Genomic DNA, 25,019 nt, shown 5'->3' on the forward strand with positions numbered 1-25,019 from the left:
ATGGATAGGGATGTGGCGGGCGACAAAGCAGGCTCATGTTAGCGCTAGACTGAACTTGGTGCATACATTAAATAACTCCTGTCCAGTAATATACGGCAGGAAAACAGGTGAACGATCTCGGCCTCCTTCGGATACTGGTTGCGGTGCACGAATGCGGCTCGACAACGGGGGCCGCAGAGCGCCTGAATGTCTCTCAGCCCTCGATATCGCAAGGCTTGGGACGGTTGCGTGATATCACCGGCGACCAGATGTTCATCCGGGGGTCGCGGTCCATGACCCCGACGTCACTTGCCACCCAGCTCTATCTCGAATGCCGCAGTCCACTGAACCAGCTGGAAGGCACGTTTCGTGCGGACGAACCCTTTGACCCCAAAACCACAAGGGACCGGTTCACCATCGCGTTTTCGGATATCGGGGCGCTGACATTCCTGCCGCCACTTGTCGGCGCTCTGCAGAAACGGGCGCCTGGCATACGGATCGAGGCGACGCCACTGGAGATTACCCAGGTGGATTCTCTGCTGAAGTCCGGGCGTCTCGACTTTGCAATCGGCAAGCTGGAAACCCAGGACCCTGCATTGTCTCAGATAGACCTTATCGACCAACATTACGCGGCCATCGTCCGTCGCGATCACCCGACGATTCAGGGCGCGTTGGACGAAGAGACATTCCGAAACGCGGCCCATGCGGTTGTTTCCGATGCCGCAGGGCACTGGCAGGCCGTGAGCCATGTTGTCCACGCTGACGAACCCGCCTTTGATGTGCGCCTGACCCTGGCGCAGTTCAACGTGTTGCCCGCCACGATCAGGGAAAGCAACCTGATCGGCGTGGTGCCGCACCGCAGCGCCGTCGCCTTTTCGGAGACCTGGAACCTGCAGGTGCTCGATATCCCGATTCCTCTGCCGCGGTTCACTGTCAGACTCCTGGCGCACAAGGGCACAGGCCAGCGCCGGACCGCCTATGACTGGATGACGACCTTTATCAAGGACGTCCTTGGGTCAGGGCCGACAGAACCCGGCCAAGTGTGAGCGCATGAGCCTGGGATGGCGTGACCAGATACCTGTTGGCACCCAGATGATCACCCGTGAACGCGGGAAGCTGGCAGGGCGTGTCAAAGACCAACGGCTTTGGCGTACACGCGAACCGACACTGCGAACCCGGTGCGGCCTGCGGCGAACAGCGGGAAACCTCGTCAGGCGGGCATCTCATGAATTTTCCGAACCGGATGGTGCCGGAGCCTGTTCGAGCAATTTGTCCGTCAGGACGCGCGTGCGGTTCTCTGCGTCGGCCAGCGCCGCTTCCAGCGCGGCGATGCGGGCCTGGATTGTTGGTTCATCTGCCTTGCGGCACTCCAGATCGCCCCACATGGCGTCTATTTCCTGGGCCATGGTGGTCAGGTAGAGCCCGAATTCAGACCCGCTTCCCTGTGCCGGGCCGGTTGAACCCGCGCGCCGATACAGGCTTTCGAATGCAGTGATCGCGGGACCAATCGAGAAGCGATCGCGGATCGTATGGGTGACCTGGCGCACCTTTTCCTGGTCGAAGTCTGCCAGTTGCCGGCCCAGCCATTCGCTGTCCATGACGCTGGCCGAGGTAAAGTAACGCGGGCTGAAATTGGAAGCGGCCCAATCGTCGAGCGTATCCGGAACCACAATTGCCCCGGCAAGTTGCGGCACAACCGGGATCACCGCGCATCCGCTGGCCGCCGCTTCAATGGCCGAGCGTCCGATGGCAAATGCGATGTCGTAGTCGGGCAGGAAATACTCCGGGCGGGGGCGGGGGTTGCCATATGCATAGCCAACCTTGTCCAGCGCGATGCCATGATCCGCGCAGGCCGTTTCAAGCAGCTCCAGCTCTGCGGGGTAGAACCCTGACTGGCCATAAAGAACAGCGCGTGCCGGTCTGGCGATGGTCTTGCGCACCCGGGAGAAACGCTCCAGATCGACGAAATTGGGGATCGTGATGATACGGTCTTCGGGGATGGTGGTTTCGGTGGCCAGCCGGGGGGCCATCCGCTCCGATGTGACCACATGAAAGCGGATGCGGGGATGAACGGGGGGGCGTTCGACCCAGGGCCTTGTGCCGTGCCAGCAGTAAATCGCGGGCGTGTCCGGGAAATGCGCGAGCGCCGCCATGGTCGGCAAATGATGCTGACCGTGGATCACATCAGGTGTGAAGGGCACCTCAGCAGGTGTTTCGCAGACCGGGATACCGCTGGGCGTGACGATATTGGCCAGTTTTCCGGGGGCAGGGCAATAGATGGCAACCTCGCGTCCCCGGTTCTTGAGGGCGCGCGCGACCTCGATGGCGAAGAACTCCGAGCCGCCGTAGTTCTTCAGCTCCCGCTGCGTGATCAGAATGCGTTGGGGGGCTGGCTGAACGGTATCGGGACTATCCAAAGCACTGGCGGACCGTCGCAGCAGGCGGCGCAGGAAGCTGGGGCTGCCGGTCACGCCTTGGGGCCTTGGAGCAAGGGTTGGACGCGCGGCAGGAGCGTTGCGCAACGCCCGGCTGCGGCTGGCGTGTGGGCAGCCCAGCCTGACCGGACCGGAGGCGTCTGACGTTTTGTCAGCCAAAGGCGGTAATACGGATTATCCGGGCCGCCAAGCGGTGCCTGGTCGATATCGAATACCGCATGGTAGGCCCGCGCATTCGCAGTGCCAAAGCGGCTGTCGTCCACCGGATAGATCCGCCGACGCACCCGGCCGGCGCCGGGGTAGATTTCCCAAAGCTTCAGACCGATGACCGATCCGTAGGCGTCCAGGAGGTAGCCCGCCAGCACACCGGAATGGGTGGTGTGATTGCCGGTGATCCCCAGACCTTCGCCGCCATCCCAGCGATCACTGGGCCGTCCGCGCCGGTCCATGAAACTGGCAACCGGGGTGCCCATGGGCATGATCACATCGACGGCGCGGCAGCCGCGACGCCAGTTGGCCACGGTCCGCAGGGCATTTCCCGCAAATTTGGGCAGAACAACGCATTCCTCGCTGCCCCAGTAGGCGACATGTGCATCCAGGAAGTCCTGATAAGCCTGGTTGAATTGCGTCTCCGGCCAGCGGTGCGAGGGCGGCGGAGGCAGGGGCAGCCAATCGGGTGCATCTGACGGGTCGGCAGCAGGGAAATTGCAAATTGGTGCAGATTTGCCAGTTGCTTGGCGCATTCAGAAAAGCTCCGACGTGGAAATCAAGTGGATCAAACCAGAAGATTATACAGTCGAATCGGCAATTCAGTGAAATTCTTTTGCCGCGCGTGTTTCACGCATGGGCATTCGATCAGCTGGGCGGGCGTTACCGCAAGTGCAGGACCCGCGCCGGAACCGGGGCTCAGCCCGCCACAACGGCCTGCAGGTCGAAGATCGGCAGCAGCACGGCAAGGACAATGACCAGCACCATTGCGCCCACCAGCATCATCAAGGCCGGTTCAAGCAATGCGGCAATGCGTTTGCGTTCGGTGGAAAGGCCGTTCTCGACCAGCACCGCGCTGCGTTCTGTCATGCTGGCCAGCCTGACAGAGGCCTCCCCCGCCTGGATGAGTTGTCTTGCGACGGGCGGGATGATCGTCAGCGCGCGCAGCGCCTGCGACATCGTCTCGCCCCGCGAGATCGCCAGCGAAACCTGTGCGGCTTCCTGCTGGAACCGGGCCACATCCAAGACTTCGGAAGCGTTCTGGATGGCGACCGGCACGGTGTTCCTGCTGCTGAGAACCAGCGCCAGCGTGCGCAGATATTGCACGGCGGCGGACAGGCGCATGAAACGGCCCACCAATGGCAGGCGCAAGAACAGCTTGTCGCGCTGGGCACGGATGGCAGGCACACGCCCGGAGGCAAAGCCGAAAGCGACAAGGCAGGCCAGGCCGATCAGCAGAATGGTGAAATTGGCCTGTATCCAGTTGCTGATGCCCAGCACCACCTGCGTGATGGAGGGCAGCGGCTGGTCGGACAGCTCGTACATCGCCACGATTTCAGGTGCGACGTTGACCATGAGGATCGCACAGACCAGCAGGGCGACAGCGGCGACAAATGCAGGATAGATCAGCGCTGTCGAGATCTGTGCCTTGTCCACGCCCTGGTTTTCAAGGTGATCGGCAAGTTCGTTGAACACACCGGCGAGGTTGCCGGCCGTCTCACCGGCCCGGACGGATGCGACATAATAGGGGGCAAAGCCCGCCTGCGTCCGTCGCAATGCATCCGACAGGGTCGAGCCATCCATCAGATCCGCGCGCGCCCGCGCGGCCACCGCATCAAGGCTGGGGTGTCCGCCTTGCCGGACCGCTTCCAATGCTTCGTCCACCGGCAGTTCGGCACCCAGCAGGACAGCCATTTGCCGGGTGAACACCGCTTGAAGGTCAGGGCTCAGGGTGGTGCGTCTCTGACCGGAAAAAAGCCCCGATGTCGTCCTGTTGCGCCGTTCATTCAGCTCAGAGACGAAAAGGCCCTTTTCGGCGAGCTGGGCAGCGGCATGGGCTTCGGTATCGGCGATCACCGTGCCGGATTTGCGCTTTCCCGCTTTGGTGTACGCGACATAGGCGTAGGCTCTCACGCGACGTCCCCGACCACGCGGAGGGTCTCGGCGATGCTGGTCCGTCCCGCCGCGACTTCGATCAGGCCTTGTCCGATCAAGGTTTCCCGCCCGGTCAGTGCCAGCCTGCGCATCTCGGCTTCGCTGGCGCCGGCATCAATGGCCGCACGCAGGGCTTCACCTACTTCGATCATCTCGAAGATACCGACCCGGCCCGCATAACCGGAATTGCCGCAGGCTGTGCAGCCTTCTGCGGCGTAAATGGTTTCGGGAACCCGCAGGCCATGTCGGTTGAAATGTTCGGCCTCGGCCTCGCTTGGTGCATGGGGGCGGCGGCAGGCGCTGCACAGGCGGCGCAGCAGCCGCTGGGCAATCACGCCGCGCAGGGTGGCCGCGATCAGGAAGTCGTCCAGCCCCAGGTCGCGCAGGCGCACCACCGCGCCCACCGATCCGTTGGCGTGCAGGGAGGAAAACACGAGGTGCCCGGTCAGTGCGGCCTGTGCGGCCACGCTGGAGGTTTCGCCGTCGCGGATCTCCCCCACGAGGATCACATCCGGATCCTGCCGCAGGGTGGCGCGCAGCCCGTTGGCAAAGGTCATCCCGATCTCGGCGTTGATCTGGGACTGGGAGATGCCGGGAAGATCGTATTCGATGGGATCCTCGACAGTGACGATATTGCGCTCGTCCCGGTTGGCCAGCTTCAGCAGGGAGTAGAGTGTTGTCGTCTTGCCCGCACCTGTTGGCCCGGTGGCGAGGATCACGCCGTTCGGCAGCGCCGCCAGCCGGTGCAGCAGCGTGACCTGATCCTTGCTGAGACCCAGGTCGGACAATTCCATGAGCCCGGCAGAGCGGTCGAGAATCCGCAGAACGATCCGTTCGCCGTAGTTGCCGGGAAGCGAGCTGACGCGAGTGTCGATCTGCCGCCCGCCCAAGGACAGGGGGATGCGCCCGTCCTGCGGCAGCCGCGTTTCCGCGATGTCGAGACCGGCCATGACCTTGAGCCGCGACACCACCCGCTTTACGGGCACGTCAGAGCGGTCCATCACCGTCTTGAGAAAGCCATCAACGCGCATTCGCGCCCGCAGGCCGCCTTCATAGGGCTCGATGTGCAGGTCCGACGCACCCGCCGTCACGGCGCGGCGCAGCAATTGATTCACCAGTTGAATGACCGGAGCATCGCCGGAATCTTCCAGAAGATCGCGCTGGCGGGCCGGACCCTGACCACCGCCGCCGGTGTCTTCCAGGTCAAAGGACAACGTGTTCTGCGTGTCGGTGCTGTCGTCCTTGGATTGATAGACCCGTGCCAGCGTTGTTTCGAAACCTGCTGCATCCTGGGTGACAAGGGTCAGCGGCCCCTGCCTTGCCGCGCGCCGCTGCGCCTCGCGCAGGCCTGTCTGGGTGGCGGCCGGTCCCAGGATGATATCCGAACCATCCAGTATCACCTGCTGATCGCGGGCAAAGACGAACGGCAAACGCCGCTCTGCCGGGGCCGGATCAGTCACGTCCTCCTTTGAACCGAAGCCGGGTCGGGAGGGGGGGATAGTTTCGGTTTTGCGCAAAGTCATCGACAAATCCGGCGTCAAAGGGTTGGTTCAAATCCACGCCATCGAAGGGCAGGGTGCCACTGGGCGTCTTCGGGTACTGTCCATCATCGGGGGGTTGCAGCGCAAGGGTCGCGTTTTTCGCCTCACGGGCAATCGCTGTGGTGATCTTGCGGGCCTCGTGGTCATCCTTGACCACCCGCGGGCGCAACATGACCAGCAGCACGCGCTGGTTCTTGTTGGCGTTCTTGCCCCGGAACAGACCACCGACAAGTGGCAATTTGCTGAGCCCTGGAACCCGTTGCGACACGGACCCGGAGCCATTTTCCAGAAGCCCGCCCAACATGATCACATTGCCGTCGCGCACCAGAACGGTTGTGGACAGGGCCCGGCGTGCCGTGATCTCTCCCCCCGCTGAGGACTTGCTGTTGGTCAGGTTCGATACTTCCTGTTCGATCTCCATCCGCACGGTGCGGTCCGCATTGATCTGCGGTGTCACCTTGAGGGTCAGGCCCACATCCTGGCGTTCGATGGTCTGGAACGGGTTGTCCGGCTGGGCGGTTTCGCCAACCTGGGCGAAGGAACCGGTCACGAACGGCACGTTCTGCGCCACCACGATCTCGGCTTCCTGGTTGTTCAGGGTCATGATCGAGGGGGTGGACAAAAGGCGGGTCGAATTTGTGGAGGCGATGGCGCCGAGCAGCCCGACGATGCCCTCACCGCTGGAATTGCGCGCGCCGACGCCGAAATAGCCGCCGTTGCCCGGCGTCGGCACGGTGTTTGTGGTGTTGTTCAGAACGGAGGACACAAGGCTGGTCAGGCTGGGACGCCCGTCCAGAGTGAACTCCACGCCGCCGATGATCGCGTCGTTGAGGATTGCGCCGAATTGCGCGGACAGGTCGGCAAAGCCAATGACCGACATTTCAAAGATGACCGCTTCGACCAGCACCTGGGTGGGGCGGCGATCAAGGAAATGTACCATTTCGATGATGTCGCCCATCTGTTCGGGCGGGGCGGTGATCAGCAGGGTATTTGTCTGTGTCTCCGCAATGATCCGGACAGCCGCATCGGTTTCGGCGCGTTGTTCGTTGGTGATGGCGCGGGTCACCACATCCGCAAGACGGGTGGCATCGGCATAGTTCAATTCGACCGCGCGGGAGGCGACATTGGCGTTCTGCGTGTCCAGCCGCGAGGCAAGCGTGCGGATCTGCTGCACCAGGCTGTCAGAGCCGGAGACGATCAGCGCATTGGAACGCCGGTCGATGGAGACCGCCGCATCGTCGGGAACGATCTGCATGGACTGGATCACCTGCAGCACCTCGGCGGCATCGGCATTGCGCAGGCGTACCATTTCGATGGGCCGTTCGCGCGGGGTGTCCAGACGGCGGATCAAGGCTTCTATCCGGGCGTGGTTCTGGCCCCTGTCCGACAGGATCAGCAGGTTGGACCCCGGAACGGGGGACAGCACGGCCTCCGCGGGGAGCAGGGGGCGGATCACTTCGATGATCTCTGTCAGCGGTACATTGTTGACCTCGATCACCCGGGTCTCGAAGCCTTTGGGTGCGGTCCGTGCCGGGCCGGAGGACAATTCGCGCGCAACGTTCATCGGGACGATCCGGTCAACGCTGGATCCCTGCACGATGGTCAGCCGGTTCAGTTCAAGAACGTTCAGGAAGACGTCGTAGAGTTCCGCCGGGGTCAGCGTATCGGGGGCCAGCACGGTGACAGTGCCGCGCACATTGGGGTCCAGCACAAAGCTGCGGTTGGTTGCCTCTGACACGATCTCGACAAAGCTGCGCAGATCCGCATCGCGCAGATCCAGTTCAATCTGGGCAGCAGCCGGGGGGGCCGTGACCACAACCCAGGCGAGAGCCTGACAACATGCCATAGAAAGGGCCAGCATTGCCGCCCTCAGGGATAAAATACGTTTCATGACCGCTCTCTGCCTCAAGCCCGGTGCAGGTTCTTGATGACCGCATTCGGGGATTTGCCATGTATTGGCTTGAATCCTAGCGCATAATCGACAGCGATGCACGTCTTTCATGCGCAATCCCGCGGGATGTGGCCAATCGGTCGCGCGGCAATGTCAGCCGGGCGGTTGCTTTTCCTCGACAAATCCGAGGAGCGCCAGATCATCACCCCCGTTGTCGACCCACACACCCTGCTCGTCGATGCGCTTGACGGTCGCCCCGTTGCTGAGCGTGTCGCCCACCCGCATCAGTTGATCGCCGGTGGGATGCGACACCATCGCCCAGATCTTCTGATCCACGCGCACAACCCCTTTCAGGGCATAGCCGAGACTGTCCAGCGGGGGGCGCGGGGGCTGAGGTTCGGGCGTCGGGGCGGGTGGCTGCGGTTCGGCAGCGGGCGGCGGTTTGGGGGGCTGAAGCTCCCCGAACACGGCGGGCCAGCGCCTTGGTCTTGGCGGCTGGGCCGGTGGTTGCGGTTCGGCAACTTCGCCATCCGTGACACGGATGCCTGTGACTTCGTCGCTGGGGGTGTTCAGCGTTTCATGAAGCTTTTGACCCGCCAGCCCCGAGGCGGCGAGGGCAATCAGTGTCATTATCGCAGCTATCAGTCGCATTGTTGCACCGCTCCTGCGCGTTCGGGTCGGGATTTGTAGACGCAAATCCCGTCCTGTGGTAAAGGTAAACTTAATAAACCAATAAATAAAGAGCAGGCAAATGCAGGTATACACACACGCCCGGGCCGGGACGATTGTTCTGTGCGCCCTTCTGATCTCAAGCTGTGCCGAGAACGGCAGCCTTGGTCAAAAGTCCTTTGAAACAGAGTATTCTACTGCGCGAAACGCCTTGGAAGGCGGCGATTTTGCCAAGGCGAACCGCGTCTACAAACGTCTTGTTCCCGATGCAGGCGGGTTCGAGCCGCGTATCCGTCTGGAGCTTTCCCATGGCTATCTCCGCGCGGGTGATTTCGATGCCGCCGCGCAGGAAGCGGGCAAGCTGGCGCAGTCGCAAAATGGCGACGGACGTGCGGCAGCCCTGTCTGTGCAGGCCACCGCGGTGCATGAACTTGGCCTCAAGGCGCTGGCAAAAGGCGACAGGGAGACCGGAAAATCCTACCTTGAGCAGGCAGAGGCGGCGCTGACCGAAGTGCTGGCGACCAACCCTGATCTGGACCCCCTGGGCAGCCTGGCGGGCCGCAAGGCCAGCATCCAGTCGCGTCTCAGCGGGATGAGGTAAGGTTCAGGAGGCCGGGGTCAGGGCCAGCCTGGCGCTGACCTTGCCGGATTCCTCTGTTGTTTCGAAGCGGAAGGACGAGATGTCATAGCCCCAACTGCGGCTGTTGGCGGACATCCAGTCTGCCAAGGCGGTGAATTTGACCTGATCGAACCGCAATTCGACGACGCCCTGGTCCGCCACCGCCAACTCGCTGACAAAGGGCCGCAGACCAGCAGCGATCAGGCTTTCCTCTATGGCGCTTGATCCGATCGGTGCGGTCGCTGCCTGTTCCGGGCCCTGGGCGATCTGGTCCAGTTCGGCAGCGCGGTCCCGGACCCAGATGTTCAGCGCAACGGCCTCGGCATTTTCCGCGAGCGCAGCATCCCTGCCGTCCTTCAATGGCAGCAGAACCGCAAAAATCACAAGCAGGGGCAGGCCGACAGCAAAGAGCAGGGCCAGCAACATCCTTTCGCGCACGGACCGCTGAAGCAGAAAATCAATCAACCGTCCGCTCATTTTGCCGCCTCCGTTCCGGGGGGGCGCAGGCGGATTTCGCTGCGCACGGCGGCGGAGCCTTCGCTGACACGCGATTGCACGACAGTTACCGTCAGCCCGGCCGCGCGCAGGTCGCTGGCAAGCTGGTCGACGCTGGCGAAATCGGGCATTGTCACATCCAGAGCAACCTCTGTTGCGGATACGGTGCTGACCTGATCGGTTTCCACGCCACGGGTGCTGAGAACGCCGGCGGCTGTGGCAAAAAGGTCCAGCGCCGTTATCTTGTCCTGCCAGCCCGCTGCGCGCAGCTGACGCTCGGCCAGCACCTGGCTGACCTGAATGCGCATGTCCAGCAGCGGCCCCGTCGGGATGAATTTGTCGCGTACCAATTCACGGGTCTGGGTGTTCAGTTGGGCGGTTCGGGTTTCGATCCGCCGCGTTTCGATGACCTGAGAGGCCGACCACAGGCCTGCGGCAATCAGCGCGAAAAGCAGCGGCCAGCGCCAGGGCAGGACCTGTTTACGTAATTTGGTCCGCGCCATCTGCGGATCGCGCCGCAGATCGAATTCAATCTCGCCATGGGTAAGAACGGCAGGCACTTCCAGCCCCAGGCCCTTGGCCTCGGCGGGGGAGGCGATGAGTGGGACGTCGTGGCTGTCAGCAAGTGCTTTCAGCCCGTCCGGTGCGGTGCCAAGGCACAATATGGCACCGGGGAGGATGTCCCTGGCCTGATCAAGCTGCATTTCCAGCATCACCATTGCCAGATCAGGTTGCGCGGTGAAGCCTTCGTCAGGTCCAAGGCGCACCATCAGCATGTCGTTCCGCATCGCCATCGACCAGATGCCGGAGGCGGTCGGCAAGGACAGGTAGTCGGGCAAAACAGCGCGGCAATGTGGGCCGGCGATGGCCTTCCACTCTGCCAACAGGGCGGCGTCCGCGATCAGGACCTTCGACCATTTCTCGCTCTGCTTCGGGGGATAGATGGGCCTGATCTCGGTGGTTTCCGCCGTCAGCCCTGCGCGGTCCTGCAATTGGCGGCGGGCGACCTGCTCGCGGGCCTGCCCGCGCAGGCCAGGGGGTAGGTCCAGAGTGATGACCGGAACATCCGCGCCGCAGACAACCGCAACCTGCTGGGCACCGGGGGTAGTGCCGTCGCCGGTCAGCGCGACAAAGTCCTTGCCCGCGTCATATGTGGCCACTTCGGTCACCTGTCGTATCCCGCCCATTTCTGCGGTGCCACGATGCAGGCTCCGCGAGGATTGATCAATGGGCAGGCATCCAAGTCAGTCATATTGGCTGACCCGGAGGCGCACATGTGTCCCGCTCTGGCGGTTGAGACGGTAAAGCAATGTCATGCGTCTTGCATGTTGCCCGTCCAGTTCGGCAGCGATGTCTGTGCGGAACCATTCCGAGGACACCGTGAGGCGTGCTGGTGAAAATTCTTCCGGCAACTGCTCGCCCAGGCGATCTTCCAGCGCGTCGATGAAACCATCGACAGACAGAAAAGGCGTCCGGTCGCGGGTGTTCAGTATCTGGTACAACGTGCTTGGCGGCAGTGTCGGCATGAGGTCCACGAGCATCTCGACGGAGGCGGTGTTGATGTTCACCGGAAGCCCGCCGGGCAGAGCAGTCGCAACGGTGCGCAGGCGGTCTGTTTCCTGTGGTCTGAGGCCGGGGATCTCGCTGATCTGGTCAAACATCAGCAGGGCACCGCCAATCGGGGCGCGGGCCGGGGTCAGCGCGGCATAGGCGCGTTTGTTGTCCGGTCCGCCCGGTTGAATGAAATCCCTGATCAGATCGCCGACGCGGGGCGACAGGCTGGCCCGTTGCAGGAGCTTGTCAAAGGCGCTCTGCGCCGCGTCATGGGTTGGGTCATTCAGCCAGTTGAGGTTGAACAATGCCTGCTGATCCAGAATCCGGCCGGCGACGCGGCCCCGGTCCAGCGGAACGGCGATGTCGGTCTTTGCCCAGGCTTCATTGGCATCATCATGATTGCTGGTCATCAGGTCGGCATTCAGCATGGTGATCGCCAGCGCATCGAAGGCATCCAGATAATAGCTGAGTTGTCCGGCGGTCTGGCTGGCCTGCAAACGCGCGCGACCGCCTTCGGCCCGGGTCAGCAGGAACACCGCTGCCCCGGCAAGGGCCGCAACAATCACCAGCGCATTCACCAGCACGAAACCGGCCTGGCGGGTCATTTCAGTGTCTCGATCAAGGTGATCTCGCCCCATGTTGTGGTGACCAGCGTAACTTCGATCGCCAGCGGGATGAAGTCTGAGTAGATTTCCGCAGCCGGACCTACCCGGTCGTCGTCTTCTTCGGCGCTTGGGGCCGGTCGGTTCTGCAGCATCGGGTTGGTTGGCCCGTCGACCCAGCCCAGGCCGCTCCAGTAGCTGCGGATGCGCAGGTCTTCGACACCGGCCATTACCGTGATTTCAGGCTGCAGGGCCTGTGTGTCTGCCGGGATGAGTGTTGTCCAGACGCGCCGGAAAAGCCTGCCGTCCTCGGGCGCCAGCCGCCATTCCACGCGCTGCAGGTGATCGGACAACTCCGGCGCGCCCAGGGCAGGTTGCCCCGATACCGAAAGGGAAAAGACGCGCCCATCGGTGCTTTGCCCGACGGCCTCTGCCGACGGGCTGTCCGGGGGAAAGAACCGCATCGGCATGATCGCTGTCAGATCGTTGCGCATCAGGGCGACTGCGCGTGACAGCTCCGAGGTGCTGTCATCCAGTTCTGTCAACCGGTCCCGGATGTGCAGCATGCCGGACAGCCCCTGAAGCCCCATGACGGCAACCAGTGCAAAGATCGCCATGGCCACCACAAGTTCGATCAGGGTCATCCCGGTATCACGGCGCCGATCGGTCATGATGCGGGCTCCACCGGGAGGTAGATCACGAAAATCGCGCCGCCGCCGCGCTGTGCCCGGGCTGTCACCGTTGTCTCGGTCAGTCCGGCGGCGGTTGTCTTGGTGGTAGTAGTCAGGCTGATCGTCTGGCCGCCCATGGTGATTTCTGTTGGCAGGGCGGCGCGTTCCTCGGTCGGGAGCAGGCGCAGTTCCTCGGCCCGGTTCCGGGCCACGATCTGTGCCAGCAGCCGGTCCGCGGCACCGCCGATGGCCAGCCGCGATTGATCGGCGGCGCGCAGGGCGGCAATGCTTCCGATTGCCAGGACCAGCACGGCGACGGCCAGTTCGATCAGGGTCAGGCCCCTGTCACCCTTCAATCGCCGCCGCATTTCAGCCCCGTCCATCCGTCGCTCCGGCAGCTTCGCGATGCGCCACGGCTCCCTGAAAACAGGATGTTGAAGGCGGTTGTCTGCCCGTTCGCCAGCAGGATGATCTGGGGTTCATCCAGCCCCGGCCGCGGCTGAAGATTGGCGATGGTCACATCACTTTGCCAGCGGCGAACCGGGTCGCCGATGTCCCAGCCTTGGTCGGTTCTGCGGGCAAAGCCGAGGCCTTCCGGCGTGATGTTCAGACCCTTGCTGTTGCGTCCCTGCATCGCAAGGTCCTGAAGGGCGCGAAACTGTGTCTCGAACCAGGCGCGATCCGATGCGGCGCTGTCCGTTCCGCGGCCGGATACTGCCAGCGTTGCCCCCACCGAAAGCACCGCAAGCACCGAGATGACAACAAGCAATTCGATCAGGGTAAAGCCCCGGTCGGGCGCAGGATTGGATTTCAGTTCTGGTTCCATGATCCGATGTCGGAATCCGGACCGGTGCCGCCCGACACCCCGTCCGCACCATAGGAGAACACGTCGAAATCCCCGTGGACCCCCGGTTGCAGGTATTGATAGGGCTGGCCCCATGGGTCGATGGGCAGCCGCTCCATGTAGCCGTTTGTTGCCCAGTTCGGCGGCTGCGGATCGGTGGTTGGCGGGTTCACCAGCGCGGCCAATCCCTGTTCGGTGGTCGGATAGCGAAAATTGTCCAGACGGTAGAGGTTCACCGCACCGGAAATTGCAGCGATATCCGATTGCGCACGCGCGGCACGGGCCTGATCGGGGCGGTCAATGACACGGGGGACAATCACCAGAGCAAGAATTGACAGGATGACGACCACAACCATCAGTTCCAGCAGCGAAAAACCTGCGTCGCGTCTGGATGGTGTCCCTGCCCGGTCAATGTTTCTGCGCGAAGCAGCACGTTTCATCAAATATGTCCTTTTCAATTCAGCACATGATAGGAGGGGGGCGATATGATTGTCTATGCGATGTTGCAAAATTTGAAGGGACGGCCGGTCGGATGACAGGGGCGCAGCCGTTGCTATTGCTGGTGATCCTGCTCGGCCCGGCAATCGGGTCTTTCCTCGCCGTGCTTGTGGACAGGCTGCCGCGCGGAGAGGATACCGTTCTGCGCGCATCGGGGTGTCGCAGCTGCGGTGCGGCGCTCAAGGCTTGGCAGATGGTCCCGATCCTGTCGTTTCTGATCCAGCGCGGGCGGTGCAAAAACTGTGGTGCCGCGATACCGTCCTGGCTGCTCTATCTTGAACTGATATGCCTTGGCTTTGGTATTCTGGCTGTCCTGCGCGGCGGTGGCGCGACGGAGGTTGTCTTGTCGGCGGCTTTCCTGTGGCTTCTTGCGGTGCTGGCAACAGCAGACCTGATGTGGTTTCGGCTGTTCGATCCGCTGACGGCAGCGCTGGCGCTGGTGGCCTTTGCCATGGCGCTGGCACCGCAGGGTGTGGGTCTGGAACAGGCCGCATTGGGCGCGGCGCTGGGCGCGGGCAGTTTCGCCGCCCTGCGCTGGGGCTATTGGCTGGTGCGGCGGCGCGAAGGGCTGGGTCTGGGGGATGTAAAGCTGATGGTGGGGCTCGGGGCCTTTAGCGGGCCATACGACCTGCCGCTTCTGGTTCTGCTTGCGGCGGTCACGGCCCTGGTGGTCGCGCTGGGACAGAGGTTGGTGAACAGACAGTCGCTTGCTGCCGACCGCCCCCTGCCATTTGGCGCCGCCCTCTGTGCCGCTGCGGCGATGCTCTGGCTGACCGGACCGCAGCTGGCGCCCATGGCCTGGTGAATTGACTTCACGTTCGCGCCGGGTATGGTCGCGGTGCATTTAGAAATTTCGCCTGCAGGACCATTGCTGCGGCACCTGTCCCCTTATCCGAGCGAGCATATGATTTCATTTCAGAATTCCGCAACCCGCCTTCTTTCGGTGACCCTTTTGCTTGCGGGACTGGCTGTGCCATTGGCTGCGCAGGACAGCAGCGCCACATCCGACAGCGCGACAGATGAAGCAGCCGCGCCTGCAACCATGACAGAGGTCGAACAGGCGTGGCAACGCGGCGATTTCGTCTTTGTCCGCAGGGGGCTCAAGACCCTGGCCGAGCAGGAGGGCACAGCCCTCGCGCAATATCGCTATGGGCGGGTTCTGCTGGAGGGCACAGGCGGGCCGAGAGACGTGCAGGGCGCCGTCGGCTGGCTTGAGAAAGCGGTCGCGCAGAACAATGCGGATGCAGCCACGCTGCTGGCGCGTGTCTTGCTCAGCAGCAAGGGCGAAGGGAACGCGGAGCGCGCTGCGGAGCTGTTGTCGAACGCCGCGACACGCGGCGATGCCGAAGCGCAATATTACCTTGGGCTGCTTTTGCTGTCCGGCAAAGGGGTGGAACAGGATCTCGGCCGTGCCTTTGACTGGTTTCTCGCGGCAAGCGAGGGCGGCAACATGCACGCTCAATTCGAGCTGAGCAAAGCCTATTCCCGGGGGCAGGGCACCGAAGCAAACCCGCAGGAGGCGCTGCGCTGGCTGGAAGAAGCTGCCGGGGCCGGTTTGCCTGAAGCACAGTATTTTCTGGCCAATGCGCTGGACAATGGCGGCGGGGTGCCCGTGGACAAGCAAGCGGCGCTGGACTGGTTTCGTCGGGCCGCCGAGAACGGACAGCCGCAGGCTCAGCGCGAACTGGGAACCAAGTATCTTGCCGGGGCAGATGGTGTGACACCAGACGCGGCAGAGGCCCTGCGCTGGCTTGGTGCCGCGGCAGAGGCGGGCGACCGGTCGGCCATGCACAACCTTGGCATCGGTTATGTCAGCGGTGGTTTGTTGCCGCAGGATTACAACAAGGCGCTCAGGTGGTTCGAACAGGCGTCGGACCTGAACCTGGGCCGATCCACCTTTGCGCTCGGGCAGCTTTATGCAAACGGTACAGGAACGGAACAGGACCTGGCCAAGGCTGTGGCGCTTTATGACAAGGCGGCACAGCAGGGTGAGTTGAATGGCGCGCTGGCAATTTCGCAGATGGCCAAGGCCGGGCTGCTTGACGGTCTGATGTCGCCGCATCAGGCGGTTCCCTGGGTCATGACCGACCTGATCCAGAATGCCGATGCAGAGGCTGAGGCATGGCTCTTGGGCCAGGCGGATGCCGGGGTGCGGATCGCGCAGGTCAACCTGGGAGAATTCTATCTGCAAAAGGAAGGCAAGAAGGCTGAAGGCGTCGACCTGATCCAGCGCGCCGCCATGGCGGGAAGTGTTCCCGCACAGTTTCAGCTGGGCAATCTGTATGTAACCGGTGACGGGGTCGATCTGGATTATGTCGCGGCGCACAAGTGGCTGAACATCGCGGCCGCCAGCGGACACCCGGAAGCGGCAGAGACAAGGGCGGTTGTCGGTGACCTGATGACGCCGGATCAGATCGCCGAGGCACAGGCCGAGGCCCGCGCGTATTTCGACACGGCGCGGGCGCGCGCCCCGCAGACGGATCAGGTGGTCCGGACCTCTGATCCCGGTGCCTCCGAACCGACAGCGCGCGACTGATGGCGTTCCGTCCGGTACTTCACGCGGTCCTTGCCTTGGCACTGGTTTGTTCGGGCGGGTCGGTCTGGGCGCAGACCCTGGACAAACTACCGTTGGCCGAGTTGGAAGTGGCGGCAGAGGCCGGGCAGGCCGAAGCGCAATTCGCGCTGGGCATGCGTTACCACAGGGGCGATGGCGCTTCGGAGGATTATGCAGCGGCGGCGCGGTGGTTCGCGCTTGCTGCGGCACAGGGGCATCCGGGTGCCAGCAACCAATTGGCGCGCTACCGCTTCGAGGGGCTGGGCGGCGACAAGGATGTCGAAGAGGCCTTGCGCCTTTTCGAGAGCGCTGCGGCATCTGGTGATCCGCATCATGTCTATGATCTGGCGCGCGCCTTGGAAGTGGTCGGAGACGATATGGGCCGGGTGGCACAGCTTTATCAGCAGGCCACCGACGCCGGCCTGGATGATGCCGCTGTCAGCCTTGGTGTTCTCTACCAGGAAGGGCGTGGGGTCGCGCAGGATTATCTTCGTGCGCTTGAGCTTTACGAGGGTCCTGCGGCGCAGGGCAACGGGCGTGCGTTGAACAATCTGGGGCTTCTTTACGTGCGGGGCACCGGCGTGCCGCAGGATTATGCGCGCGCGGCAGAGTATTTTAGCGCTGCAGTCGAATTGGGGCTGCCAACCGCGATGACCAATCTGGGCGTGCTTTACGAGAATGGTTATGGGGTCGAGCTTGATGAAGAGCGGGCAAAGGCGCTGTACCGCGCCGGGGGAAGGCAGATTGAACCCGATGCAGAACAGCAATCTGCCTTGATCTATGATGCGCGGCTCAAACCGCTGGATCTGTCCGAGCAGGTGCTGAAAGATGTGCAATCCCGGGCCTCCGGCGGGGACCCGGTTGCGATGTTCCAACTGGGTTGGGTCTTGCTGCAATCGCCCGATGCGTCGTTTCAAAATCAATTCCAGGCCGCCGCCCTGTTCCGCGGGGCCGCCGAAGCCGGATATGCGCCAGCCATGGCCAATCTCGGCAGCCTTTATTTTCAGGGGAAAGGAGTGCCGCAGGACTTCGTACTAGCACAGATGTGGATCCTGCGGGCGGCGGCGGGGGGCGCGGAAGAGGCAAAAAACATGAGCGATGGCTACATCAAGCAGATGACAGCGGCGCAGATAAACGAGGCTCAGGCACGCGCCAAAGTGATTCCCTGACCTGCGCGAATTTCTACCTTAAGTAGAAGATTGACTTCGCCACTGTTCGGGGATCAGTGACAATTGGTTGAAAGCATAACAAAATGCTTCGAAACAAGACGATTTTGAGATAATGTTTGCCTGCGGCAGGCCTTGTTTGATATTTTATTAAACTAGGCAGCTGCGGTCGGTGCGATTTAGCGAATTTGTATTTCTTTCTTTTAAACGGTCGGTGCGAACAATGCGCAAAGCGGCCGAAACTGACAGCCGACCATTGCTGACAAATGATTTCGCGGCATTGACCGCATATTATGAAGGGAAATTAACATGTCTATTACTGTATCCAGAATAAGGGGTAGCACCGCGCTGGCCGCGGGTGCCCTGTTGCTGACATCCGGCATGGCGATGGCGGATATCGTTCAAGCCGACGACGTGATCATTACGCGGTCGCTTTGCGTGGGGTTCGATTGTGCCAACGGCGAGGCCTTCGGTTCCGACACGATCCGGCTCAAGGAAAACAATCTGCGGATCAAGGCGATGGATACGTCCGTTGGCGCTTTCCCGAGCGTGGACTGGCAACTGACTTTCAACGATTCCACGAACGGCGGCGCCAACAAGTTTTCCGTCGATGAAATCGACAGTGGCAGAACGCCGTTCACCATTCTGTCCGGTGCGCGTTCGAACTCGATCTTTGTGAACGGCTCGGGGAAGGTGGGCTTCGGAACTGCGACGCCCGTTGTCGATCTGCATGCCAGGAGTGGCAACACGCCGACTCTGCGTCTTGAGCAGGACACATCCAGCGGGTTTGCGGCGCAAACTTGGGACGTGGCCGGCAATGAGACGAACTTTTTCATTCGTGACGCTTCCAACGGGAGCACGTTGCCATTCCGCATCGCGCCCGGCGCTGCAACATCGTCCATCCATATTGCCGGCAACGAAAACGTAGGTATGAGCGCAGGCACAAGCCCCGAAGCATCTTTGCATGTGAAACGGTCCAGCGGTCCTGCGAACCTTTTGATCGAGGCCAACGGCGCGGGCAATGACGCGTCCTTTGCACTGGAAACCGCTGGTGCGGTCGCGGGGACATGGGAATTCCGCGCGCAGGCGGATTCCGGGCGTCTGAACATCGGTGTGGTCGGTGGCAACACACCGATCAAGGTGGACGAAGGCGCGGACAACAACCTGCTGAAGATCGGTGACAATGCCAATTCCGACGCTGTCATCGTCACAGGTCAGATCATCGTCAACGGCACACCGCTGAACGTGCCGGATTACGTCTTCGAACCCGATTACAAGCTCTTGCCGCTGGCAGAAGTCGAGGCGTTCATCGAAGCAAACGGTCACCTGCCGGGGGTTCCTTCGGCGAACAAGATCAATTCGGAACTGCGTTTCAACGTCGTGGATATGCAGCTGAAGTTGCTGGAGAAGGTCGAAGAACTGACCCTCTACACGCTTGAGCAGCAGGCGCTGATTTCAGAGCTGAAAGCGGAAGTCGAAACGCTGAAAAGCGCCAACTGATCAGGGCGAACCGCGAAGATAAAGACAAGCCGCCGCTCCGGTAACGGGGTGGCGGTTTGCGTTTCTGCTGGTGCGCATTGAGGTCGATATCTCAATGGGGTAGCTCTGTTCGGGCAGACCAGAACGCAGTTCAACCCAGGTTTTCACCTTTCACCGCCGTCTGTCGTTTGACCACAAGAGATACAGGGCACACATGAACCTTTCCCCCATGAAACTGTCCATTGTCGTGATCATGCACAACATGCGGCGGGAGGCGGCGCGCACGCTGTATTCCCTTAGTCTTGCACATCAGATCGGGGTGAAGCCCGACGACTACGAAGTGATCGTGATTGACAATGGCTCTTCCGCGCCGCTGGACAAGGCCGACGTGACCCGCTTCGGGCCGCAGTTTCAATACCATTTCCACAAAACAGCCAGCAAGTCCCCCGTTGACGCGATCAACCTGGGTGCGCAGATGGCCAAGGGAGAGGTGTTGGCACTGATCGTGGATGGCGCACGCATGGCAACACCCGGCATTTTGCATCACACCCTGTCGGCTTTCACCGCATATCCCGAGGCGGTTGTCTGTGCGCTGTCGTGGCATCTGGGGCCGGATGTGCAACCCAAATCGACGCAGGAGGGGTACAATCAAACGGTCGAAGACGCCTTGCTGGAACAGGCAGCCTGGCGCGGGGACGGGTATCGCCTGTTTGACATATCCACGATAGCGCCCTCGTCCGGCACCGGTTTCTTTGGCGATTTCCCGGTGGAGTGCAGCTGGATCGCCCTTTCCCGGGACAGGTTCCTCGACTTGGGCGGCTTCGATCCGGCGTTCCAGTCACCGGGGGGCGGGTTCTGTAACCATGACTTCCGCAACCGGGTGCTGCAACAGCCCGGAGTCGTGCCGGTCAAACTGCTGGGTGAAGGCGTCTTTCATCAGGTGCACGGCGGGATCGCAACCAATGCACCGCCCAGGCAACGTCCGTTGCAGGCCTTTCACGAGGAATACACAGAATTGCGCGGCGCACGCTTTGTCCCCGTGCCGGTACCAAATCCGATCTATGTCGGGGGTATGCCCGCCGCAGCGATGCCGTTTCTTAAATGAACGTCCCGACCGGACCCATCACGGCGATCGGGGGGCTGGGTGGCAGTGGCACCCGGGTCGTCGCCGCAATGTTGCGGCAGGCAGGTGTGTTTATCGGCGAGGATCTGAACGGTCCGTTGGACAATCTGTGGTTCACTGTCCTTTTCAAACGTCGCAACTGGACGGACAAACCGCCGCCCGCGTCGCAGATCGTGACCGCGATCAGGCTGTTCCGGCAGGCGATGACACTCGGCCTTGCTGCAGGATTGTCGGGGTCGGATCAGGCGCTGATCGAGACGCTGCAACGGGACCTGCTGCCAGACGGGACATGGGACAGCGGGGCCAAGATCGCGCAGGCGCGGAATCTGCTGCAAAGCGGTGCATCGCCGGTCGCCATGGGCGGGCCATGGGGATGGAAAGAACCGAACACCCATGTCTTCCTGCCATATCTGGATCAGCTGCTGCCGGACTTTCGCTACATCCACATTGTCCGGGACGGGCTGGATATGGCTTTCAGCGGCAACACCTGGCAGGCGCAGAACTGGGGTCATATCCTTGGCCTTTCGCCTGAACCCGATGTGCCGCTGCCCGTACATCAGCTGCGCTACTGGCTGGCCGCGAACCGGCGCGCGCTGACCTATGGCCAGACACGGATGCAGGGCCGCTTCATGGTCATCCGATACGAGGATTTCTGCACCGACCCGATGCGCTATTGGCATCTGATCAAGGCGTTGTCCGGCGGCAATGCGGATTCGATGCCGCCCCCGGATCTGGTGCGTCCGACCACCATCGGACGTGCTGGCACAAACGATCTGTCGGTCATTCCCACCGATCTGCGGCGGGAGGTAGCGGACTTTCAATTGGATTTGGCGAATGCGCGAGATTGAGGTATCTTGCGCACATTGGATTTTTTGAAAATTGAGTTTCACAATGACAGATACATCCGCGCCGACAGGTCCCCACACGCTACGACTTGTCCTGAGTGTTCTGATTGTTGCCGTTCTTGCCTATCTGTTCTGGACCGGATCGCGCTATCCGGCGCTGGACGAAAAGGCGATGATGTCGGGTGCAATCCAGCTTGAAGATTCACTGAGTTTCGAGGCCAAGTTCCCGATCACGGCGGATATGACTCTGCCCCAACGGATTTTCTGGTCCACGCTGAACTGGATCAATACCAACAAGAAGGGCATGACCTTTGGCGTCCTGTTTGCCGCGGCCTTCCTGACGATGATCCCCTATCTGCGACGGCGCAGCTTCAAGGGCGGGTTTGCCAATTCATTTCTGGGCATGGTGATCGGCGCGCCACTGGGCGTTTGTGTGAACTGTGCCGCCCCGATTGCAAAGGGCATGTATTCTGCGGGTCTGCGGGCGGAAACTACCCTCTCCGCGATGATCGCATCACCGACGCTCAACATTGTGGTGCTGACGATGGCGTTTTCGATCCTGCCGTTCTTCATGGCGGTGACAAAGATCGCGTTGAGCCTGCTGGTGATCCTGGTCATCGTGCCGTTGATCTGCCGCACTCTGGCACGGAATGAACTGCCGCAGGACGAGGTCGTTTGCGCGATGAGCCCAGGTGGTGGACTGATGGCGGGAAAGCGGCTGGGCAACAGCCCGGTGGGGGCTGTGGTGAACGTGGCCAAGGAGTATCTGCAGAACCTGTGGTACATCCTCAAGCTGACGGTTCCCCTGATGCTGCTGGCCGGTTTCCTGGGAACGGTGGTCGCCGTGTTGCTGCCGCAGGACATGATTACCGGCCTGTCGTTCTCGTTTCTCGCCCTGATCGCCATTGCGCTGGTCGGGTTGTTCCTGCCGGTGCCGATCGCCTTTGACGTGGTGGTCACGGGGGCATTGCTGAGCGCGGGGCTGTCACATGGATACGTGATGGGGCTGCTGTTCACGCTGGGCACCTTTTCGGTCTATTCCTTCTTTATCGTCTGGCAGGCCATCGGGTTGCGGGCGGCTGGCATGCTGGCCGCCGCGGTCGGCGTGCTGGGGATCATCGCCGGTCTTGGCGCGCAAATCTATTATGACAGGCAATCGGAACGGGCCCTGGACATTCTGTTGCAGGGCAATGCCGCCCCGGTCAACGCGCCGCTCTTTATGGCTGCGGAGGCAGCGGGGACCGATCCCTGGCAGGTCACCAGCGAAGATGCGGACCGGATCACCTTGGCTGCCCAGCCGCTGGCACCGCTTTCGGACTCCGCCGAGACAGGTTTCACCCGGATGGAGGCGCGCACGATTGGCATCGACAAACCTGTCGAGTTTTCCTTTCGCGACATGTGGCCACCGTTCTGGGAAGGCCGGTCGGTTTCTTCGGGGGATATTGACCGTGACGGCGACCTTGACCTCGCCATCGCCTCCACCGAGGTGGGCCTGTACCTTTACCTGAATGACGGGAAAGGGCAGTTCACGCGGCAGAAGATCGACATGGGGCCGCTGGCCGATATGGCTGTGTTTCAGTCGGCTCTGGTGGATATCGACAATGATGGCTGGCTTGATCTCTTCCTCGGCACCTATCGTCAGGGCAATTACATCTGGCGGAATGAAGATGGGCAGTTCAGCGCGGACAGCCTGCGCCCGGTGCAGGGCCGGGATACGGATATACTGGCTCTCTCGCTCAGCTTTGCCGATGCGGACCGCGATGGCGATCTTGATGTTGCACTGGGGAACTGGGCCGCTGGCTGGTATCGCCGCATTCCGGGTGAGGAATCGCGCAACCGGGTGATCTGGAACGATGACGGCGCGCTTTCGGGAAAGCAATTTACCGATCTTCCGGGATTGCCGGGCGAGACGCTGAGCATCCTGTGGACCGATCTTGACAGTGACGGGGCCACTGATCTGGTGGTCGGCAACGATTTCGACATTCCTGATTATTTCTATCGTGGTGACGGCGCTGGCGGACTGTCGATGATCGACCACGCCTCGGGGTTGATCCCGCATACAACCACCACAACCATGGCGGTAAAGACGGCGGACCTGTCCAACGACGGCACACCGGAGATCTACCTTGCGCAGATCGCGGGCCGGTCGTCGGGCGTGTCCAGAAAGCTGAAGATGCAGTCGCTGGACCAATATTGCGACGGCATCGCCGATCCCCAGGCCAAGGCCACCTGCGCCAGGAACATGGAGATCAAGACCTGGTACAAGTCCGGCAACAACTTTGACCCGACCTACGCCAGCCGGTGCCAGGAACTGGAAGGACGTTACAAGGACGAATGCCGCGCCATGCTGGTCAAGGACCTTGCGATCCAGAAGGAAGACCCCGGTATTTGCACGCTGATCCCCGTGGGGCAGACCATTCCCCGCGCCTATTGCGATACGCATTTCATGCCGGTGCGTCAGCCAAAGCCGGAGGAAATCGCCCTGACCCATCCGCAAATCCTGCGGTCCAACGTGCTGCTGTCCTGGGTGGAAAATGCTTATTCCGATCAGGCTGCAGAGGTTGGCCTTGATGTCGGCGGCTGGAGCTGGGACACCAAGATCTTTGATTTCGACAATGACGGCTGGCAGGACGTGTACATCGTGAACGGCACCTGGGTGCCCAACGAAGTGTCACCGTCCAACTTGTTTTTCCACAATCAGGGGAACGGCACCTTCAAGGAAGCCTCAGGGCCCTTCGGGCTGGAAGATTACCTGATGACAGCCGCCGCGACCCAGTTCGACATGGACAATGACGGCGATCTTGACCTGCTGACCCACCCCGTCAACGGCCCGCTGGTCGTATTCCGCAACAACAGCCAGACCCGGGGCATCGTGTTCGAACTGGCGGATATGGCGGGCAACCGTGACGGCATCGGTGCCGTGCTGCGCCTGACGGATGCAAACGGGCTGACCCAGATGCGCGAGGTGCAGATGGGCGGCGGGTTCATGTCTTTCGATGCGCCGCGCGTGCATTTCGGGTTGGGTGAAACTGGCCGCGCGACAAAGCTGTCGCTGCGCTGGGCAGATGGCACCGAAACCACCATCGAAGGCCAGCTTGACGCAGGTAATATCTACCGGATCAGCCGCACCGCCGGCAACGGTTAAGCTCTGTGCCCCTTGAATTGCGCCAGGGATATGCCTGCGGCTTCCAGCTCTGACCGGACAGCGGCGGCGATCTGAACCGCCTCGGCGGTATCGCCGTGCAGACAGATCGTGTCGATCCGCGTCGGGATATGCTTGCCGCTTTCCGTGATGATCGCCCCTGCGCGCACCATCTCGACCATCCGTTTGCCTGCGAGGGCGGCATCGTGGATCACGGCACCGGGCAGGGAACGATCCACCAGAGTGGCGTTGTCGTTGTAGGCGCGATCCGCGAAGATCTCTCCGGCCCAGGCGCAGCCAAGCGCCTCTGCCGCGCTCTGTTGCGCCGTGGCAGAGAGCACCATGACGATGAGGTCGGGGGCCACGCTCAGCGCGGCTTCGTAAAGATCGCGGGCGAGACCTTCATCTTCTGAGGCCATGTTGGCCAGGGCGCCATGCAGCTTGAGATGGCGAACCTCAGCGCCCAGGCTGCGGGCCATTCCGACACTTGCGGCAACCTGGTAGCGGATCTGGTTCTGCAAGGTGGCGCGTGGCACCGACATGCGGTTGCGGCCAAACCCGGCGATGTCCATGAACCCCGGATGCGCGCCGATGCCGACCCCGTTGTCATGGGCAATGCGCATGGTCGCGGCCATCACATCGGCATCCCCGGCGTGACCGCCACAGGCGATATTGGCAGAGGTGACGATATCCAGCAGGGCCGCATCGTCACCCATCTTCCAGGCACCATAGCTTTCGCCCATGTCGGCGTTCAGATCGACGGATGGCAT

The 25,019-nt window shown here is 61.9% G+C and carries 23 protein-coding genes; 9 read left to right on the forward strand and 14 right to left on the reverse strand.

Annotated features, from left to right (window positions below; all coding sequences use genetic code 11):
* Positions 1 to 107: 107 nt before the first annotated feature.
* Complete coding sequence (locus PVW51_RS03870) at positions 108 to 1,025, forward strand: LysR family transcriptional regulator (RefSeq protein ID WP_274573677.1); 918 nt, start codon at positions 108 to 110, stop codon at positions 1,023 to 1,025.
* Between the two features lie 177 nt (positions 1,026 to 1,202).
* Here PVW51_RS03870 and PVW51_RS03875 read toward each other — a convergent pair whose 3' ends face one another.
* The 6 genes from PVW51_RS03875 to PVW51_RS03900 all read right to left on the reverse strand — a co-directional run bounded on the left by PVW51_RS03875 (position 1,203) and on the right by PVW51_RS03900 (position 8,618).
* Positions 1,203 to 2,450, reverse strand: a complete 1,248-nt coding sequence (locus tag PVW51_RS03875; RefSeq protein WP_274573678.1) for a glycosyltransferase family 4 protein — start codon at positions 2,448 to 2,450, stop codon at positions 1,203 to 1,205.
* Positions 2,447 to 3,157 (reverse strand): hypothetical protein, encoded by a 711-nt coding sequence (locus PVW51_RS03880; protein ID WP_274573679.1) that lies wholly within the window; start codon positions 3,155 to 3,157, stop codon positions 2,447 to 2,449. Before PVW51_RS03880 ends, PVW51_RS03875 begins: the two co-directional genes overlap by 4 nt.
* 163 nt (positions 3,158 to 3,320) lie before the next feature.
* The gene (locus PVW51_RS03885; RefSeq protein WP_269362648.1) at positions 3,321 to 4,535 is read right to left on the reverse strand and encodes a type II secretion system F family protein; all 1,215 of its coding nucleotides are present in this window, start codon (positions 4,533 to 4,535) and stop codon (positions 3,321 to 3,323) included.
* Positions 4,532 to 6,016, reverse strand: coding sequence for a GspE/PulE family protein (locus tag PVW51_RS03890; protein ID WP_269362650.1), 1,485 nt, complete (start codon positions 6,014 to 6,016; stop codon positions 4,532 to 4,534). Before PVW51_RS03890 ends, PVW51_RS03885 begins: the two co-directional genes overlap by 4 nt.
* Entirely contained in the window at positions 6,009 to 7,988 is a 1,980-nt protein-coding gene (gspD, locus tag PVW51_RS03895; RefSeq protein ID WP_274573680.1) for a type II secretion system secretin GspD, read from the reverse strand. The genes PVW51_RS03890 and gspD overlap by 8 nt, the downstream gene beginning before the upstream one ends.
* A gap of 153 nt (positions 7,989 to 8,141) precedes the next feature.
* Positions 8,142 to 8,618: a type II secretion system protein N gene (locus tag PVW51_RS03900; RefSeq protein WP_274573681.1), complete on the reverse strand. Its 477-nt coding sequence runs from the start codon at positions 8,616 to 8,618 to the stop codon at positions 8,142 to 8,144.
* A gap of 121 nt (positions 8,619 to 8,739) precedes the next feature.
* Between PVW51_RS03900 and PVW51_RS03905 the strand changes: the two genes are divergently transcribed.
* Positions 8,740 to 9,258, forward strand: coding sequence for a hypothetical protein (locus PVW51_RS03905; RefSeq protein WP_274573682.1), 519 nt, complete (start codon positions 8,740 to 8,742; stop codon positions 9,256 to 9,258).
* Between the two features lie 3 nt (positions 9,259 to 9,261).
* On the opposite strand, the gene gspM is transcribed toward PVW51_RS03905, so the two are convergent.
* The 7 genes from gspM to gspG all read right to left on the reverse strand — a co-directional run bounded on the left by gspM (position 9,262) and on the right by gspG (position 13,882).
* A complete protein-coding gene (gspM, locus tag PVW51_RS03910; protein ID WP_274573683.1) occupies positions 9,262 to 9,753 on the reverse strand; it encodes a type II secretion system protein GspM in 492 nt (163 codons plus the stop codon).
* On the reverse strand, positions 9,750 to 10,931 hold the full coding sequence (gene gspL / locus PVW51_RS03915; RefSeq protein ID WP_274573684.1) for a type II secretion system protein GspL: 1,182 nt from the start codon (positions 10,929 to 10,931) through the stop codon (positions 9,750 to 9,752). The genes gspM and gspL overlap by 4 nt, the downstream gene beginning before the upstream one ends.
* An 84-nt stretch (positions 10,932 to 11,015) precedes the next feature.
* Positions 11,016 to 11,930 (reverse strand): type II secretion system minor pseudopilin GspK, encoded by a 915-nt coding sequence (gspK, locus tag PVW51_RS03920; protein ID WP_269362662.1) that lies wholly within the window; start codon positions 11,928 to 11,930, stop codon positions 11,016 to 11,018.
* Positions 11,927 to 12,598 carry a type II secretion system protein GspJ gene (locus PVW51_RS03925; RefSeq protein WP_274573685.1) on the reverse strand — a complete coding sequence of 224 codons (672 nt, stop codon included), beginning with the start codon at positions 12,596 to 12,598 and terminating at the stop codon, positions 11,927 to 11,929. Before PVW51_RS03925 ends, gspK begins: the two co-directional genes overlap by 4 nt.
* Positions 12,595 to 12,966, reverse strand: coding sequence for a type IV pilus modification PilV family protein (locus PVW51_RS03930; RefSeq protein ID WP_274573686.1), 372 nt, complete (start codon positions 12,964 to 12,966; stop codon positions 12,595 to 12,597). The genes PVW51_RS03925 and PVW51_RS03930 overlap by 4 nt, the downstream gene beginning before the upstream one ends.
* Positions 12,951 to 13,424 carry a type II secretion system protein gene (locus tag PVW51_RS03935; RefSeq protein WP_274573687.1) on the reverse strand — a complete coding sequence of 158 codons (474 nt, stop codon included), beginning with the start codon at positions 13,422 to 13,424 and terminating at the stop codon, positions 12,951 to 12,953. Before PVW51_RS03935 ends, PVW51_RS03930 begins: the two co-directional genes overlap by 16 nt.
* Entirely contained in the window at positions 13,409 to 13,882 is a 474-nt protein-coding gene (gspG, locus tag PVW51_RS03940; protein WP_269362670.1) for a type II secretion system major pseudopilin GspG, read from the reverse strand. The genes PVW51_RS03935 and gspG overlap by 16 nt, the downstream gene beginning before the upstream one ends.
* 92 nt (positions 13,883 to 13,974) lie before the next feature.
* Between gspG and PVW51_RS03945 the strand changes: the two genes are divergently transcribed.
* The 7 genes from PVW51_RS03945 to PVW51_RS03975 all read left to right on the forward strand — a co-directional run bounded on the left by PVW51_RS03945 (position 13,975) and on the right by PVW51_RS03975 (position 24,252).
* Positions 13,975 to 14,745, forward strand: a complete 771-nt coding sequence (locus tag PVW51_RS03945) for a prepilin peptidase (protein WP_274573688.1) — start codon at positions 13,975 to 13,977, stop codon at positions 14,743 to 14,745.
* Positions 14,746 to 14,910: 165 nt separating this feature from the next.
* Positions 14,911 to 16,476 carry an SEL1-like repeat protein gene (locus tag PVW51_RS03950; RefSeq protein WP_274573689.1) on the forward strand — a complete coding sequence of 522 codons (1,566 nt, stop codon included), beginning with the start codon at positions 14,911 to 14,913 and terminating at the stop codon, positions 16,474 to 16,476.
* 35 nt (positions 16,477 to 16,511) lie between these two features.
* Positions 16,512 to 17,663, forward strand: coding sequence for a tetratricopeptide repeat protein (locus tag PVW51_RS03955; protein WP_274573690.1), 1,152 nt, complete (start codon positions 16,512 to 16,514; stop codon positions 17,661 to 17,663).
* Positions 17,664 to 17,969: 306 nt separating this feature from the next.
* Positions 17,970 to 19,160, forward strand: coding sequence for a hypothetical protein (locus PVW51_RS03960; RefSeq protein WP_274573691.1), 1,191 nt, complete (start codon positions 17,970 to 17,972; stop codon positions 19,158 to 19,160).
* Between the two features lie 193 nt (positions 19,161 to 19,353).
* Complete coding sequence (locus PVW51_RS03965) at positions 19,354 to 20,244, forward strand: glycosyltransferase family A protein (RefSeq protein WP_274573692.1); 891 nt, start codon at positions 19,354 to 19,356, stop codon at positions 20,242 to 20,244.
* A complete protein-coding gene (locus PVW51_RS03970; RefSeq protein WP_274573693.1) occupies positions 20,241 to 21,110 on the forward strand; it encodes a sulfotransferase in 870 nt (289 codons plus the stop codon). Before PVW51_RS03965 ends, PVW51_RS03970 begins: the two co-directional genes overlap by 4 nt.
* A 43-nt stretch (positions 21,111 to 21,153) precedes the next feature.
* Entirely contained in the window at positions 21,154 to 24,252 is a 3,099-nt protein-coding gene (locus tag PVW51_RS03975; protein WP_274573694.1) for an FG-GAP-like repeat-containing protein, read from the forward strand.
* On the opposite strand, the gene PVW51_RS03980 is transcribed toward PVW51_RS03975, so the two are convergent.
* The gene (locus PVW51_RS03980; RefSeq protein WP_274573695.1) at positions 24,249 to 25,019 is read right to left on the reverse strand and encodes a LamB/YcsF family protein; all 771 of its coding nucleotides are present in this window, start codon (positions 25,017 to 25,019) and stop codon (positions 24,249 to 24,251) included. The genes PVW51_RS03975 and PVW51_RS03980 overlap by 4 nt on opposite strands.

It is taken from the genome of Sulfitobacter sp. PR48 (genome assembly GCF_028807335.1).
Classification (GTDB): domain Bacteria; phylum Pseudomonadota; class Alphaproteobacteria; order Rhodobacterales; family Rhodobacteraceae; genus Sulfitobacter.